The 16,056-nt window shown below is 50.7% G+C and carries 15 protein-coding genes and 1 pseudogene; 12 read left to right on the top strand and 4 right to left on the bottom strand.

The annotated features are described in order from the left end of the window. Positions 1–7 precede the first annotated feature (7 nt). Positions 8–2,527 (top strand): DEAD/DEAH box helicase, encoded by a 2,520-nt coding sequence (locus tag M2298_RS26205; RefSeq protein WP_280649279.1) that lies wholly within the window; start codon positions 8–10, stop codon positions 2,525–2,527. 122 nt (positions 2,528–2,649) lie between these two features. Here the strand turns inward: M2298_RS26205 and M2298_RS26210 are convergent, their stop codons facing one another. Together M2298_RS26210 and M2298_RS26215 are read right to left on the bottom strand one after the other, a co-directional pair. After that, complete coding sequence (locus tag M2298_RS26210; RefSeq protein WP_280649280.1) at positions 2,650–3,801, bottom strand: epoxide hydrolase family protein; 1,152 nt, start codon at positions 3,799–3,801, stop codon at positions 2,650–2,652. 118 nt (positions 3,802–3,919) lie between these two features. Then, on the bottom strand, positions 3,920–4,309 hold the full coding sequence (locus tag M2298_RS26215; protein WP_122962149.1) for a MarR family winged helix-turn-helix transcriptional regulator: 390 nt from the start codon (positions 4,307–4,309) through the stop codon (positions 3,920–3,922). Between the two features lie 184 nt (positions 4,310–4,493). On the opposite strand from M2298_RS26215, the gene M2298_RS26220 reads away from it, so the two are divergent. The 7 genes from M2298_RS26220 (at position 4,494) to M2298_RS26250 (ending at position 11,292) form a co-directional block, all read left to right on the top strand. Continuing rightward, complete coding sequence (locus tag M2298_RS26220; protein ID WP_280649281.1) at positions 4,494–5,156, top strand: response regulator transcription factor; 663 nt, start codon at positions 4,494–4,496, stop codon at positions 5,154–5,156. Then, entirely contained in the window at positions 5,156–6,634 is a 1,479-nt protein-coding gene (locus M2298_RS26225) for a sensor histidine kinase (RefSeq protein ID WP_280649282.1), read from the top strand. The genes M2298_RS26220 and M2298_RS26225 overlap by 1 nt, the downstream gene beginning before the upstream one ends. 71 nt (positions 6,635–6,705) lie before the next feature. Next, the gene (locus M2298_RS26230) at positions 6,706–7,257 is read left to right on the top strand and encodes a hypothetical protein (protein ID WP_280649283.1); all 552 of its coding nucleotides are present in this window, start codon (positions 6,706–6,708) and stop codon (positions 7,255–7,257) included. Positions 7,258–7,385: 128 nt separating this feature from the next. Beyond that, the gene (locus M2298_RS26235) at positions 7,386–8,264 is read left to right on the top strand and encodes a helix-turn-helix domain-containing protein (RefSeq protein WP_280649311.1); all 879 of its coding nucleotides are present in this window, start codon (positions 7,386–7,388) and stop codon (positions 8,262–8,264) included. 113 nt (positions 8,265–8,377) lie between these two features. Beyond that, complete coding sequence (locus M2298_RS26240; protein WP_173597896.1) at positions 8,378–8,800, top strand: nuclear transport factor 2 family protein; 423 nt, start codon at positions 8,378–8,380, stop codon at positions 8,798–8,800. 156 nt (positions 8,801–8,956) lie between these two features. Further along, on the top strand, positions 8,957–9,736 hold the full coding sequence (locus M2298_RS26245) for a TrmB family transcriptional regulator (RefSeq protein ID WP_122962155.1): 780 nt from the start codon (positions 8,957–8,959) through the stop codon (positions 9,734–9,736). An 83-nt stretch (positions 9,737–9,819) separates the two neighbouring features. Beyond that, positions 9,820–11,292, top strand: coding sequence for an MFS transporter (locus M2298_RS26250; protein WP_280649284.1), 1,473 nt, complete (start codon positions 9,820–9,822; stop codon positions 11,290–11,292). Positions 11,293–11,394: 102 nt separating this feature from the next. Here M2298_RS26250 and M2298_RS26255 read toward each other — a convergent pair whose 3' ends face one another. After that, a complete protein-coding gene (locus tag M2298_RS26255) occupies positions 11,395–11,838 on the bottom strand; it encodes a MarR family winged helix-turn-helix transcriptional regulator (RefSeq protein WP_280649285.1) in 444 nt (147 codons plus the stop codon). Between the two features lie 97 nt (positions 11,839–11,935). On the opposite strand from M2298_RS26255, the gene M2298_RS26260 reads away from it, so the two are divergent. From M2298_RS26260 to M2298_RS26275, 4 genes and pseudogenes are all read left to right on the top strand, one after another. Beyond that, positions 11,936–12,418, top strand: a complete 483-nt coding sequence (locus M2298_RS26260; protein ID WP_122962158.1) for a GNAT family N-acetyltransferase — start codon at positions 11,936–11,938, stop codon at positions 12,416–12,418. A 127-nt stretch (positions 12,419–12,545) separates the two neighbouring features. Continuing rightward, a complete protein-coding gene (locus tag M2298_RS26265) occupies positions 12,546–14,030 on the top strand; it encodes an aminotransferase-like domain-containing protein (RefSeq protein WP_280649286.1) in 1,485 nt (494 codons plus the stop codon). A gap of 21 nt (positions 14,031–14,051) precedes the next feature. After that, on the top strand, positions 14,052–14,978 hold the full coding sequence (locus M2298_RS26270) for a D-alanine--D-alanine ligase (protein ID WP_217023360.1): 927 nt from the start codon (positions 14,052–14,054) through the stop codon (positions 14,976–14,978). Next, positions 14,971–15,150 (top strand): annotated as a pseudogene (locus tag M2298_RS26275) (hypothetical protein); the annotation flags it as partial. The gene M2298_RS26270 and the pseudogene M2298_RS26275, both read left to right, overlap by 8 nt. 64 nt (positions 15,151–15,214) lie before the next feature. Here the strand turns inward: M2298_RS26275 and M2298_RS26280 are convergent. Beyond that, on the bottom strand, positions 15,215–15,982 hold the full coding sequence (locus M2298_RS26280; protein ID WP_217023362.1) for an SDR family oxidoreductase: 768 nt from the start codon (positions 15,980–15,982) through the stop codon (positions 15,215–15,217). Positions 15,983–16,056 lie beyond the last annotated feature (74 nt).

The raw sequence follows: 16,056 nt of genomic DNA on the forward strand, positions 1-16,056 counted from the left end.
CCACCCCATGAACTACTTTCTCAATCAGCAAAAAATCAAACAAATATGCGGCGATATCTCGTTTAAAAAAGGGAAGAGGTACTTTGCAGAAAAGCGGGTAAAGCTCATCCATTACCATCCCGGCCAGTCGATTTTCCGGGCGACTGTAAATAGCGGAGCGCTGTTCGACGTCACGATTAAAAAGGACAATAACGGATACATCTACGCGGAGTGCACCTGCCCGAGACTCTCTTCTTACCACAAAAGCTGCCAGCACGTTGCGGCTGTTCTCCTCTGCTTGCACGATATACAGGTCAATGGCTTACCTCCCCAGCAAGTTTCTCCGCGCCAGACTCCTTCGCCATTATCAGCTGCAAAAAGGATCGAGCACCCGGAACCTACGCCGGCACGCAGCTTGGCAGGGGATTTAGGCATCGACGACCTGGCAAAAGGAAAAGCAAATACTCGTTTCAAAGGCAAGCTGTTTCTGGACAGAATCAAAAACAGGCTGCTGGCGGGTTTGGAGTTTCACTATGATGCGATCGTCATGAATCCATTGGAAGCCATGCATGACGACATCCCAACCGAATCACGTCTCAGCCAACTGGGAGAGAAGGAGCAGGAAATTCTTCGGCTAATGAAAGAGAGTCTCGGTACGCGAACGGAGAGCGGCTATTATTGGAGCAACGATGAAGAGGAGTACCATTTTTTGGTCCACATGGTTCCGCAGCTGCAATCGCATGTAGAAATCCATGCCACAACAGCGGTGCGGGACCGCATATGTAAAGCAGATACGCGGCCAACGGTCAGGGTGGAGGTTGACGAGCGCACCGATTGGCTCATCTTTCAGTTTGATATGCAGGGAGTTCCGGAAGTGGAAATTCGCGAAGTATTGCTGAGCTTGAGTGAAAAAAGGAAGTTTTACCGACTGCGGGATGGCCGCTTGCTGTCTTTGGAGGCAAAGCAGTTTGCAGATGTGGGCATGTTGCTTGAACAGCTGAACAGGGGCAAAGCGCAGGTCGTGGAGGGCAAAATTCGTGTCCCGTTTGTTTTTGGTCTACAGCAAATGGCACAGACACCAGAGAGTATCCTGACGAAAGGAAGCTCTTTTCAACAGTGGGTGGAGGAACTGAAAAACCCGGGGAAGTCCGACTTTCCCCTTCCCCCGCAGCTTGCGCCCATTTTGAAAAGCTATCAACAAGAGGGGTTCCAATGGCTGAAGCGTTTAGCCCAAAATAACTGCGGGGGGATTCTTGCTGATGATATGGGGCTAGGGAAAACGCTGCAAAGCTTGGCCTTCATCGCCGCAGAGCTATCGGAGATCAGGGCGCAGGGCAAACCAGTTCTGGTCGTAGCGCCTTCCTCGCTTATGTACAATTGGCTGCATGAGTTTGCCAGGTTCACACCGGAAGTACGTGTTACGGTTGTGGATGGTCTTCATCAAGAAAGAAAAGCGGCGCTGGAGCGGGCCAGTGAGACAGACGTTTTCATCACGTCGTATCCGTTATTGCGAATGGACAGTCATTTCTATCAAAAAAGGGTGTTTCATACGCTGTTTCTCGATGAGGCACAAGCTTTTAAAAACGCCGATTCGCTGACGGCAAAGGCGCTCCAAAAACTCCAGGCCGCCAATCGCTTTGCGCTGACAGGCACGCCGATTGAAAATAACATCGAGGATGTCTGGGCGATTTTCCACGTTGTTTTTCCGGGGTTAATGCCGGATCGCCAAGTTTTTCATGAGCTTTCGCGCGAAAAAATAGCACAGCTGATCGCGCCGTTCATGCTTCGCCGGATGAAGGCAGAAGTGCTCAGAGAGCTGCCAAGCAAAATGGAAACCATACTGACCTCCGACTTGCTGCCTGAACAAAAAAAGCTGTACGCCGCTTACTTGGCGAGGCTCAAGCATGTTTCACTGAAGCATGTCGGCAAGGATACTTTTCAGGAAAATCAGATGAAAATCCTGGCTGGCTTGACGAGGTTGCGCCAGCTTTGCTGTCATCCGGGTTTGTTTTTGGAAGGGTATGCAGGAGGCTCGGCGAAGCTTGCGCAGCTCGGCAAACTGGTGGTGGAGTATCGGCAGCAAGGCAAGAGAATGCTCATCTTTTCGCAATTCACGGAGATGCTTGCGATCATCAGCAAGGAATTGAGTCAAAAGGAATGCAGCCACTTCTACCTGGACGGTAATACAGCCGCCAAGGAGCGGGTACAGCTTTGCGATCGGTTTAACAAGGGAGAGAGGGAAGTGTTTCTCATTTCGCTAAAAGCGGGAGGGACAGGCTTGAATCTCACAGGGGCAGACACGGTTATCCTGTACGACCTCTGGTGGAATCCGGCTGTGGAACAGCAGGCAGCCGATCGCGCGTATCGCTTGGGGCAAAAGAAAGACGTTCAAGTCATCAAGCTGATCGCGCAAGGAACGATTGAAGAGAGAATACATGAGTTGCAAACCAGTAAACAGAAGCTTTTTCAAGAAGTTATTCAACCGGGGGAAAATCAATCGTGGAAGCTTACGGAGGAGGGGATTCGAGACATTTTGGAGATAAGATAGAGGGAGCTGGCTTTTTGGAAGGCGGGGTAGACACGTCAAAAAACCTGTAACAGCGTTTTTTTGCTGTTGCAGGTTCTTGAGGTTTGACGGTCTATTTTCAAGCACGAGCGTGGAGGCGGAGGTTATTGAAAATAAGCTGCGCGCAAATCTTCGGCGACCAGCGCTGGCTCCTCCCATTCCAGGAAATGCCCTCCGCAATCAAGCTGGACCCAGCGTGCGATATTCGTGCTGCGGGCCGCCCATTCGCGTGGCATTAAAAACATGTCGGAGCCGGCCATCAGCATGCACGTAGGGACTTTTACATCCAGATGGAAGCTGTTGCTGCGCGTACACTCTGCATACAACCGGATCGAGGAAGCGATCGTCTGGGTCACCCAATACACTGTCAAATTCGTCAAAAGCCAATCCCGTCCATAGCGGTTGACGAAATCATCGGGGCGGTCTGTCCAGGCATGGAATTTTTCCAAAACCCAGGAAGCCAGACCTGCCGGAGAGTCGTTCAAGGACACGGCAACCGTTTGCGGCTTCGTCGCTTGCAGCAATGCGTACGCCCACTCTGATTTCATCCAGGCGGCGGAGTTGGCGATAAATTCTGCCTCGGCTGGCGTGATATCGTCAGGAACCTCCGCGACGAGGAGATTCGTACCCGAGAAGTGCAGGCCGATAAGCTGCTCTGGATATTTGTGAGCGAGGTGCATGAGCACACCTTGTCCCATGTCGCTACCTCTCCCGATATAGCGCTCGTAGCCCAACACTTTCGTCATCAGAGTGGAGAAAATGTCAGCCATGTAGGCGATATCCATGCCGGATTCACTTGGCCGACCAGAGAAGCCATAGCCAGGCAAGGAAGGGATGATGACATCAAAATCTTGATCTGCCTGTCCGCCATAAGCGGCCGGATCAGCCAGGAGCGGGGCAATCTCCATCATTTGCACAAACGAGCTGGGCCAGCCGTGGAGCATCAGGAGCGGCTTGGCCGAAGGACTTTTTCCGCGGAGGTGGATGAAGTGGATCTCGATACCGTCAATCGTTGTCGTATAGTGCGGCAGCTCATTCAAGGCTTGCTCCTGTTTGCGCCAGTCAAAGCCATCGCTCCAATAGGCGACGAGATCGCGCAAGACGACATCGTCAGTGCCGTAGCTCCATCCTGTATGTTCGATTCGGTCGGGCCAGCGTGTCTGTTTGAGCCGATCGGACAAATCATCGAGGATTTGCTGATCGACCGAGATTTGGAAAGGACGGGGAGCGGTAAAGGATAGAGGGCGACTGTTCATTGGTTTATTCTCCTTGTAGAAAAGCAAGATACAAGCTGCTCTTTTATTTGCGTGCGCACGCACATATAATATAACAAGTTGCTTTTTGTTCGTCAACGCTCATGAAAAAGCAGCATGTTCATGAAATCGTGATCGAGATGTTTTTCTTGTTCATTCCATTACGGATAATAGCGGTGATGTCCGGCAAGATTCCTTGATAATCGGCTCTTCCCTGGTCGGAGAGGCGAACCAATGAGCTGCGGCGATCGGTTTCATTTAAACGGCGTTCCACAGTATGGCAAGTTTCCAGGCGACTGACAAGACGGGAAACCGCGCTGTGGCTCAGATTGACCATTTTGCTCAGTTGGTCGATGGTAAGTCCCGCGCCAGTGTCGTCGTTGAGCACAGTGATGACCATAAACTCACTGACGGTTAAATCGTAGTTGGATTTAAGGAATTTTTCCAATTGCTGATTGAGGGTTACGTACAACTGATCGAGAGCCATCCACGTTTGCAAAGCATCTTCCATGTTCCAAAACCACCTTTTGCAGCCTAAAGATATATTGATTTTACTGTATCTCTCCTGCGCGTTCAAATTGTAAAAATATCTGCACTCGCTATGAACGAAAAAAGGATAGGTTTTTACATTTCTTTGACAAGAAAATACGAAGCTGCTGCCATAATGAATGAAGGAAAAAATGGGGGAGGAACGTATGGCTTATTCCATTTTGCTTGCAGAGGATGATCCGTCTATCGCCGAGCTGCTTCAGTTGGCGTTAACCGCTTCCGGCTATCACTGCAAAATCGCAGGGGATGGACACATCGCGAAGCAGTTGTTGGGAGATGGCGGCTACGATTTGGCATTGCTGGATATCATGCTGCCGGGACTGGATGGATACCAGTTGTTGGACATTTGCAAAGAGAAGCACGTACCCGTTATTTTTGTGACTGCCAAAGCGAGTGTGCTGGACAAGGTGCATGGATTGCGGTTGGGGACTGAGGATTATATTGCAAAGCCGTTTGAACTGTTGGAAGTATTGGCAAGAGTGGAAGTTGCGCTGAGAAGGCGGGTTCAAGAGACAGAAGAGATGCTGCTGATTGGCGACGTGAAAGTAGATTGTATTGGGCGCAAAGTGTACAAAGCGAACGAGCTTATTACTTTGACGCCGAAAGAGTATGAACTGCTGGCGTTTTTGCTGCAAAACCCGAACATTGCCTTTTCCCGTGAAAGCCTGCTCAGCCAGGTGTGGGGTTTTGACTTTTATGGAAGTACGCGAACGGTGGATACGCATATTTTGAACCTGCGGACAAAGCTCGGGCTGTCCAGCTACATTCAGACGGTGCACAAAGTTGGTTACCGATTGGAGCTGGCGTGATGTTGCGGACAGACGGACAAATGCCTCTTTGGATACGGATTTATTTGCTGGCATTTGGCTTGAGTGCGGTGATTATTTTGTTCTTTTGCTATCAAATCACGGCTGTCTCAAGTGAGCATAGCATGCAGAGAGAATATAGCCGCTCGCTGGACAGGCATGTGATGTTTGCGAGTGCGATGAAAATGTATGCAGCTTCCATCGAGAAAATGGCGTTCAATCCGGGGTTGCGGCAAGAGCTGTTGACGAGAGCGGCACAAAATTACGGGCGGTACTATACAGATGGCAAAAGCTATATCGCGATGACGAGTCTGGATGGAGAAAAGCTGTACAGCAGTTTTTCCCCAGCGGATGAAAAGATCATGGAACTGGACCCGCCAAAAGACGGCAGGCGGAGCTTCGTGATTCGTCAATCGGGTGAGCACAGCGTCCTGTTTGTATCAGGCTGGATGAGCATAGCAGGCCAGCTCTATCGTCTCGACTATGAAAACGATGTGACCGACATGGTAGCTGGTCAGCAGACTCTCGCTACACAAATCGCCCTGTGGTTTTCAGCGGGAATGATTTTGCTTGCGATCTGTTTGTATGTCCTCATCCGTCATGCGTTAAGGCCGCTCGCCCAGCTGGGTACGCAAGCAAAAGCACTCGCCAGGGGAAACTACGATCCGCGCATTGCAGTGGCTCGCCGGGACGAAATCGGGCAATTGGCGCTAGAGTTCAATCATATGGCCGATGCCGTTCAATCCCACATGGAGCTTCTGCGCAGAGAGGTAAAAGAGCGGGAAACCTTGATTGCCAGCCTTGCCCATGAATTGAAAACGCCGCTCACGTCGATTATGGGCTACGCCAGTTTGCTGGAAAACTATGAACTGGAGCAAGCCGAGAAACAAAAAGCGCTTCGCCTGATTCACTCGGAAAGCAAGCGGCTGGATGACATGTCCAAAAAACTGCTGAATCTGTTCCGGCTGGGCAATGGGCGAGTGGTGCGAAAAGAACAGGTCAGGGTCGCTCAGCTTTTGGAGCACCTCGACATGATCTCGAAGCTGTCGCTTGCGGGCAAAGGGCAGTCATTGGTGATGAAATCTGTCGTGGAGACTGCCTTGGTGGATGAGGAGCTGCTGTACGTTTTGCTGAATAATTTGGTGGAAAATGCCTCGAAAGCGTCGGGTTATCACGAGACGATTTTCCTCAGTGTTTATGCGGAAGGGGAGTTTGTTGTCTTCTGTGTAAGCGATAAGGGCTGCGGCATTCCGGCGGAACATGTAAGCGATGTGTTTCAACCGTTTTTTGTGTTGGATACTGCCCGGAATCGAAAGTACAGCGGCCACGGATTAGGCTTGTCCCTTTGCAAGGCGATTGCGGAAGCGCACGGGGGGAGTATTTCCATCGTCAGCCGTTTGGGAAAAGGGACGAGTGTCTATATACGAGTGCCGAACGGACAAGTTTTGCAAAACGATGACAGAACGCAGATGGAAGGATGACATGCCGGTGATACGCTAACGGTGTCGAACATCCGGAGGTTCGGCCTCATTTCTTACAGGGAGGGAATCGTATGGAAACCAGCAAAAAAACAAACAGGAAGTCTCGATTGCTGCTCGGCCTTGCCGCAATCGGCACGCTCGCTGTCTCATCCAGTTTTTCCGTGGCGACGTATGCGCAATCTGTGCTGGATGGCAAGATGAATGTGGTCATGACGGAAGCTGCACCACCGAAAGAGCTTGAGGGGAAAGAGACGGTTGCGGATGCTTCCAAACAGCAAAATGCACAAGCCGAGTCCCAAATGGTTTTTCCAACCGCCATGTCCAAAGAGCAAGCCGAGCCGTTTATCAAAGCGGCAACGGAAGCTTTCAAAGCGAGGAAGATCGAGCTGCCCCAGCATGGTTACTGGATTAGCAGCAAATATATCGACAACGAATCAAAAGACGTGCAAATTGACTGGTACCCAAACAGCTTTGACGGTATCGGACCGATGAACGACATCGAGGGCAAGGTGTATTTCGTCTACTTTACAAAAGCCGATTTGCAAAAAGGGACGGGTGAAATCCAGACTGTGCGCGTGATTGAGCAAGGCGGGATGCCAACTGCCGCCAGTTCCGCAAATTAGCTTATGACAGTGAAGGAAAAGAGTCGCGTATGCGGCTCTTTTTCAGGTGACGCGTGCTCTGTGGCAAAAAGCGGCGTATGCTATACTGGCTGATACGAAAAAACTATTCGGGAGACAGGGTGAGCGCAATGGATGGAGCGATCAAGGAGTTTTTATCTAGCGGTGCAAAGCCGATTTTGTCCAGCGATGATCTGGGGTGGTCGAACATCATGCTTTCCCGGTGGGAGAACATACCGCCTGCCCACCTGTACGACGCTTCCCTCGCCAAAAGGCATGTCATGGCCATACATGGCACACAGGAGCCGCTGAACTTGCAGTTTTTTCAGCACGGCAATCGAACGGAAAAAAAGCTGGCGCCAGGCGATATTCAGTTGTTAGCAGCGGGCGAGAAGTGGTCCTGCCGCTGGACAAGAGCGATCTCTTTTGTGAAGCTTGCGATCGATCCGCTTTTTCTCGACCAGGTTGCCGAAGAGTCGGGGTTTGGGCATACAGACAAATGGCAGCTGGAACAAAAGCCCTTGGTCAAGGACGAAAAGCTGATCGTGCTCACCCGCTGGATGATGGAAGAAGTGCTCAACGGCGGAGCCAGCGGAAAGTTGTACAGCCAATCGCTTGCGACGACGATGGCAGTCCATTTGCTTCGGAACTATACCGCAGACGCCAGAAGTAGTGTGGCATCGTCTACAGCGACAAACGAGCAGGTGACGGCCGCAATCGAATACATGCGCATGAATGTGGAACAGGACATTTCCTTGAAGGAGCTTGCGGTGGTTGCCAATATCAGCCTGTCACAGTTGGTGAGGTTGTTCAAACAGCATACGGGAGTGACACCGCATCAATATTTGATCCGGTTGAGAATGGAACGGGCCAAGCAGCTCATTCGCTGCGGCCACAAGAGTTTAAAGGAGGTTGCTGTCCAGAGCGGCTTCGCGGATCAGGCCCATTTTACCAGGCAGTTTAAAAAAGCGACGGGCTTGACCCCGTTGAAATACGCGTCCTCCCGTTGAAAGGAGCGCGATTTTTCACAAAAACTTGCGCATTCTGTTCAATATTTTGCGGCAAAGCTGGCGCTATACTTTGGGGGCAGGTTTGCCAAGAAATGAAAAGGAGTGGAGCAGGAATGAAAGCAGCGGAAATCGTGAGCGAGTTTTTTCAACGGGAGGCTAACCAGGATATACAGGGAATGGGGAGCTTGATGAGCAGCGACATCGTCTATGAGATGCCGTTCGGTCTGCAAGCGGGCCAGATTCAGGGCAAGGAAAAGCTGCTGCAATTGCTTGATCAGTTCATTGGAAAAGAGAACGGAATGTACGCGGCGTGGGAAATCAGCAACATCCGGGTGTACCCGGTTGGCGATGGGAAGACCGAGCTTGTTTTCGCAGAAATGGAGAGCAAAGGGACTGTGAAGCAAAGCGGGTTTGCGTATGCCCAATCGTACGTCAGTCTCGTGCAGGTAAGCGATGGGCAAATTTGTTTGTGGAGAGAATATTTTAATCCGATTCCGTTGCAGCATGCCCTTGCCTCGATTGACGATCACAAGTAGTCGTCTAAACCCGCTGGCAGGAGCGAGGAATGCGTTCCACTTTACCGTGATAGCAGCAGATGCTGGAACGGGAGTTGGGAGTTGACTTCTTCGCAAAACGATAGTAGTATTTAAAAACACCACTAAAAACAAACGGATAAGAAAGGAGGTAGAGCCATGATTGATGAGCTGCGAAAAATCGGATTATCCGATCTGGAAGCAAGATGCTATTTGGCGCTTCATGAGGACCCGAAGATTTCCGGTTATGAGGTCGCCAAAAAAGTATCCGTATCCCGCACGAATGTGTATGCGGCCCTGCGCTCTTTAACGGAAAAGGGCATATGCCGGGTGATCGAAAGCGAGCCTGTGCTCTATGATGCTGTCCCGATTGCACAGCTTGTTCGTCTGCTGAAAACGGAATTTGAACAAACAACGCGTGTGCTTCAGGAGCAATTGAATGCTGTCCCCACTACGCCGCCGTCTTTTTACAGTTGGCAAGGTGACAAAACGATCGAAACGGTTATTCATCGCCTGATTGCGAATGCGGACAAAAGCATTGTCGTAGATATTTGGTCCGAAGATGTGAGCTGGGTGGAAGAGCCGCTTCTGGAAGCGGAAAAGCGCGGGGTTGCTGTTACGCTGATCTCGATCGGGGAATGCAACACGAGCGTAAAAAATGTGATCATTCACCAAAGAAGCGAAGAGTGGAGCTCGGTTCGCACGCGAAAATTTTCGATTTTGTGTGATGTTCATTCCGCTTTGCTTGGCAGCTTTGGGAAAGGCATCAAGCCCACCGCTCTGGAAACAAATCATCCTTCGCTCATTGAGCTGTTGCAAAACACATTTTACCATGATCTCATCATGGAGCAAGTGGAGCGCGATTTTGGCAAAGAGCTGGAAGCGAAGTACGGGAAGCATTATGAGCGGATCATTGATGCGTACAAGGAATACTTGTAAAACAGTATTCCTCTATTTTTGACCTGCTAATAGTAGTATTTAAAAATACCCCTAAAATAACGGAAAAGGAAGTGCGACTCTGCATGAACACGGCTAATCCGGAGACCGCAAAGGCGATCGATCCAAAGCGCTGGTGGGCGCTGGCTGTTTTATTGCTTGGGACTTTTATGGTGTTGTTGGATTCGTTTATTGTAAACGTAGCGATTCCAACGATTGAAGAACAATTACACGCGAGTACCACACAAATTCAATTCATTGTGGCTGCCTATGTGCTTTCTTATGCTGTGTTGCTGATTACTGGCGCTCGTCTGGGGGATTGGCTGGGACGCAAAAAGCTGTTCATTGTCGGTATGATCATATTTACCGTGGCTTCTGCCTTATGTGGATTTTCGACAAGCGCAGGATTTCTGATTTTTTCACGTGTCATCCAAGGGGTTGGCGCTGCGCTTTTGATCCCCCAAGTGCTGGCTATTATTCAGGTGATCTTTCCGCCCGAGGAAAAAGGGAAGGCGATTGGTTTTTACGGTGCAGTCAGCGGGCTTGGCTTGATCGCGGGACAAATGGTCGGTGGCGCACTGCTCCATTTTGATATCGGAGGGCTCGGTTGGAGTTCCGTGTTTTTTATTAACATTCCTTTTGGTATTTTGGCTGTTCTGCTCATCATTCCATTGATCAAGGAAACAAAATCGGCAGGAAAGCAAAAAATTGACGCGCTCGGCATCTTCATTTTGACGGGCAGCTTGCTGCTGTTGATCTATCCGCTGGTTGTCGGGAGAGAGGCAGGTTGGCCGCTGTGGGTATTCGCAAGCTTTGCGGGAGCGCTCGTTGCTTTCTTCCTGTTTCGCATACACGAAAAGAGAATGGTTGAGCGCGGGGAGAAGCCGTTGATTCCTGCAGCGATTTTTCACGAGCGTTCTTTTACTCTGGGTGTCCTTACCATTTTGGCTTATCAAATCGGCAATAGCGGGTTTTTTCTCGTTGTATCCATAACGCTACAGGACGCTTTTTCCCTTTCTGCCATGGATTCGGCGCTGGCGTTCACTCCGATCGGGCTTGGCTTTTTTATCGCATCGTTGCTTGGGCCGAAGTGGGCAAAGAAAAATGCCCATGTGCTGAAAGTGGGGGCAACGGTCTTGATCGCGGGCTATGCGGCAGTCATAGCGGCGTGTTATGTCTTTGCCGCTGAGCTGTACTGGCAGCAACTCATTTTGCCATTCTTCCTGATCGGCTTGGGACAAGGCTTGGTTGGCGCTCCGCTGATGGGAACGATTATGTCGGGTGTCGGAAGGGAATATGTAGGAGCGGCGTCAGGCATATTGAGCACTTTCATGCAGACAGCCAATGCGCTTGGAGTCGCCGTAATCGGGACCGTATTTTTTGCAGCTCTCTCAGGGCAAGCAGCAGCTGATATGCACCTGCAGCTAAACGCCTTCACCTTGGCGTTAGGATACAGTATTTTCCTGGCTGTTGTAACGCTGATTCTGATTTTTGGCTTGCAATGGAAAAAGTCCGTTCCGCAGCAAGGCGCTATGGCTAAAGCGGGAAAAGGGACGTAAATCTATACGCTGACAAAAACGCTGCATCCCTGTACTCATAGGGGTGCAGCGTCTTTTATTGTTCAGGCATGTGATGCATGCGTGTCCAGACCAAGCCTGGGATTACTTGCTGTTCATTTTTGCATTGCTCAATTTCTCTTGGATGAGTGCCATTGCCTTGCAAATCTCGTTCACGTCACGATCAGTCAGTCCATCCAACAATTGCTCGATTTGTTCGTCCGACTGGCTGTGAATGTTATCCAATACCTCTTTCCCTTTTTGTGTTAAAGAAAGGAACGTTTTTCTGCTATCGGTCAGTGAAGTTTTTTTCTCTATGAGTTCTTCTCTCTCAAATTTGCGTAAAATTCGACTCATGTAGCTTCTATCGATCCGAAGCTCTTGCACGAGGTTGTTGGCGATGCATTCCGTTCTCTCGCTGATCTCAAACAATACCCGCGCTTCCGTTAATGTATAATTGGTCTCTAAAATTTGGTCATTAAATAAGCCCAGTATCTTCGTATAAAACCGATTGAATTGCCGAATGTCAGAGATGCTTTGCTTATTCATATAGGCTCCTTTTTAGTTGACTTAGTCCACATTTAAGATTAGTATAATTGTACTTTTAAAATGTGGACTGAGTCAACTTTTGAAGGAGAGAAAGCATATGGTTATCCGCGAAATAAGCAAAGAAGACAATGCGCAAATCAAAAAAATCATTCAAGATTCATTAAAATCGCTTGGGCTAGACATCCCGGGGACAGCTTACTTTGATCCGCAGCTTGACGATCTTCACCAATACTACACTCGCTTGAAAAACAGCCAGTATTGGGTGGTTGAAATCAATGGCGAGGTTGCTGGCGGGATTGGCATAGCGCCGTTTGACGAGCGCGAGAAAATTTGCGAATTGCAAAAGCTATATTTAAGTCCCAAAACGCAAGGTCTGGGGTTTGGGAAACAGTTGATGGAAACAGCTTTGGCATTTGCCGCCGAGCATTATGAAAAATGCTACCTGGAAACACAGCACGAGCTGAAAGCTGCGTGCAGATTGTATGAGAAGTTTGGCTTTACCCTTTTACCTGAGCCGCTACCTGGCTCTGAGCATTCCGCAATGGATGCATGGTATATAAAAGATCTGAAACAAAGTTGAAGAAGCAAAGCTTGTCACCTAATGGGGGAAGCGAGCAAGGAACCGCCGCACGATGAAAAATCGATCGCGGTGGTTCTTTTTTTTCGCGCGTCTTCTGTGCCATCATTGTAGATGGGGGCGATGAAGGATGTTCCAGGATTTCAAGCTCGTCGATGACCGGCCGGTCGTGATCCAAGTAAAAGAATACCTTAAACGTTTGATGATAAAAGGGGCGCTGCAAGTGGATCAGAAGCTGCCGTCCACGCGAGAGATGAGCGGTCTTTTGAAAGTGAGCCGCAATACAGTGATCGCCGCCTATGAAGGCTTGGCGGATGACGGCTTTGCGTATGCAATCCCCGGCAAGGGCAGCTACGTGGCTGCTATAGTGGACCAGTCAGCCACAGATAGTGGAGGAACGGAAGGCCCCGCCAGCTGGCAAGTCGATTGGAAGGCGAAAATGAACGAGTATGCGGTAGCAGCTGTAGAGCTGGACATGATGAAGCAGGGCATACGCGCCCAAAAAGGGACGATCTCGTTTACGAGCATTGCGCCGGATGAGCATTTGTTCGATCTGGGGGATGTAAAGCGGGCGTTTATGGATCGCATGGCGATCGAGGGGCAGGTGCTGCTCAACTACGGCTATGCCAAAGGCTACAAGCCGCTGATGGAATACTTGATGCGCTATATGGAAAACAAAGGCGTGGATATAAGCGGCAAGGACATGTTGATCACAAGCGGGTTTACAGAAGGCTTTGACATGGTGCTGTCCGCTTTGCGGCCTTCCGGGCGTCGCGGTGCGGCCATTTGTGAAAATCCGACCCATCATACGGCGATCAAAAACTTGAAGCTGCACGGATTCGAGATAACTGGCATTCCGCTGGAACGTGACGGCATCGATGTGGAGCGGCTGGAGGCAGTGCTAAAAGCCAATCATTTCGATTTGGCCTACCTGATTCCTTCCTATCACAATCCGACTGGCATCGTCATGTCGCCAGCCAAGCGCAGCGCCGTCATGAATGTCATGAGCCGCTATCAAGTTCCGGTGATCGAGGATGGGTTCAATGAGGAGCTGCGCTACTCGGGAGCGCATGTGTCGCCTTTGATTGCCACAGTGGGAAAAGGGAACGGGGTCATCTACATCGGCAGCTTTTCCAAGGTGCTGTTCCCTGGCCTGCGAGTAGGCTGGGTGCTTGGAGACAGAGCGCTGATCGACACGCTGGAAAGCATCAAGCGCGCACGCACGATTCATACATCCACCATCGATCAAGCGATCTTGTACCAATATTTGCTGAACGGAAATTTTGATAAGTACGTCAAAAAAGCGCGGACGGAATACAAGCGCAAATACGAGCTGACAAAAGCATGCTGTGAAGCGCACCTTCCGGAAGCGCAGCTGTCTGGAGACGGGGGCCTGCACTTGTTTCTTGCTTTCCCGCCAGGCGTTAATACCCGTCAACTGCTGGCAGCTTGCACGGAGCAAGGCGTTATTTTTACGCCGGGAGACAAGTTTTTCATTGCTGAAGGCGAAGGCGTGCATACATTGCGGTTAGGCTTTTCACGGGTAACGGATGAAAATATCGAACGGGGCATTCGCATAATCGGCGAGCAGACGCGCAAATTTTTGCAAGGATAACGATAAAGGAGAGGTGTCACGATGAAAATTGGTGTCATTATGGGCGGGGTTTCCTCGGAGCGTCAGGTTTCTCTGCAAACAGGCCAAGAGATGATCAAACAGTTGGATCGCAGTCGCTACGAGGTCGTTCCCATCGTGATCGATCAGCGGCTGGATTTAATCAGGCAAGTTCAGCAGGCAGGAATTGATGTCGCTCTGTTGGCGCTGCACGGCGAGTATGGGGAGGACGGCACGGTGCAGGGCGCGTTGGAGACGCTGGGCATTCCCTATACAGGCAGCGGGGTCTTGGCTAGCAGTCTGTGCATGAATAAACAACTGAGCAAAATGCTGCTCAAAGCAGCGGGCGTGCACACGCCTGCGGGTCTTTGCTGGCAAGGAATGAACGATTATGACCCGCAGATGGTGGCGCAGCTAGGTTACCCGGTTATTGTGAAGCCGAATACGGGCGGATCGAGCATCGGTGTCCAGCTTGTGCAAAACGAGCAGGAGCTGTTGGCGGCTGTCCAGGGAGCTTGCAGCTTGGGCGAGACGATTTTGATTGAGCCGTATATAAAAGGGACAGAGTTGACCGTTGCGATCTTGGATGGCGAGGTTTTGCCGATTATCGGGATTCGCTCCGCCCATTCGGAGTGGTTTGACTACCAGGCAAAATACGAGGTCGGCGGCGCGGAGGAAAAGGTGATTCAGCTTCCCGCTGTTGTGGAGCAGCGCGTACATCATGCGGCACTGACCAGCTATCAGTTGATGCAATGCAAAGTGTACGCCAGGATCGACATGATTTTGTATCAGGATACACCGTATGTGCTGGAAGTGAACACGCTGCCGGGCATGACCGCCAACAGTCTGTTTCCAAAAAGCGCAGCGGCAGCAGGCATGACCTATACGCAGCTGCTGGATCGAATGATTGCCAGCTCCGTGCATGAGCGGAAACAGGAGTGGGGAAGGTAAGGTGGCAGTCGTACCGGGACGTGTGTTCGGAGCAGGCGGAGAGGGCTTTATTCGCTGCTCCCATGCAAGCTCGCGTGACGATTTGCAGCGGACGCTGGAGCGAATGGGCAAGTTTAGGCAAGCGGCAGCCTGGCAGCCGCAGCAATCGCCCGGAACAGTCGGAGCATTGTGAAAAAAGGGCGTCTCGCAGTCGGAAAATCGACTTGGGAGACAGCCCTTTTTTGCGTCGAGTGTCCTTACAACCGCGATCCGCCACTGGCGTCAACCAGTTGTCCGGTTACCCACCGACTGTCAGGCGAGGCGAGGAAGGAAGCGATATCTGCCACGTCTTCCGGCTCGCCCCATCTGTTGAAAATGGACAGGCTTGCGGCGTATTTTTGTCCGTCTGGATTGTTTTGCAGGGTGCCAGCATTCATTTCGGTATTGATGATGCCCGGTTGAATGGCGTTTACCGTGATGTGGCGGCTGCCAAGCTGTTTCGCCAGCGCGAGCGTGAGGGTATCCATCGCTCCTTTGGACACGCTGTAGGCAAAAACCGTTGGCGAAGCTACGCGCGTCACAAACGACGACAGATTGATGATCCGCCCGCCATCTTTCAGGCGAGACAAGGCTTGCTGGATGACAAAAAACGGACCTTTTACATTGATGCTCATGACTTCATCGAACGATTCTTCTGTCGCTTCTTCCAGAGACAAAATCTGACCGATCCCCGCGTTGTTCACCAAAATATCAAACTGACGCTCTCCGGTGCGAGCGATCAAGGCATCATCCAAAGCGGCAAACAAGTCGTGAATACCCGCGAGCGTGCGCAAGTCGGCACCGACGGCAAAGGCCGCACCGCCGTTTTTCTCGATCTCCTGCACGACTTCCTCGGCTTCCTTTTGTCTGCGGCCATAATGTACGGCGACCAACGCGCCATCTTGTGCGAGACGCAGTGCGATGCCGCGGCCAATACCGCGACTTGCTCCCGTTACCAAAGCGATTTTTCCATTCAACTTGCTCATGTCCTCATCTCCCTGTTTGAAAAGTCATGTTAGTTATATCACAGGGGGACATTTGAAATATTGCTCTCTCATTC

Origin of the sequence: Brevibacillus sp. 1238 (assembly GCF_029892995.1) — a bacterium.
Classification (GTDB): Bacteria; Bacillota; Bacilli; order Brevibacillales; family Brevibacillaceae; genus Brevibacillus; species Brevibacillus parabrevis.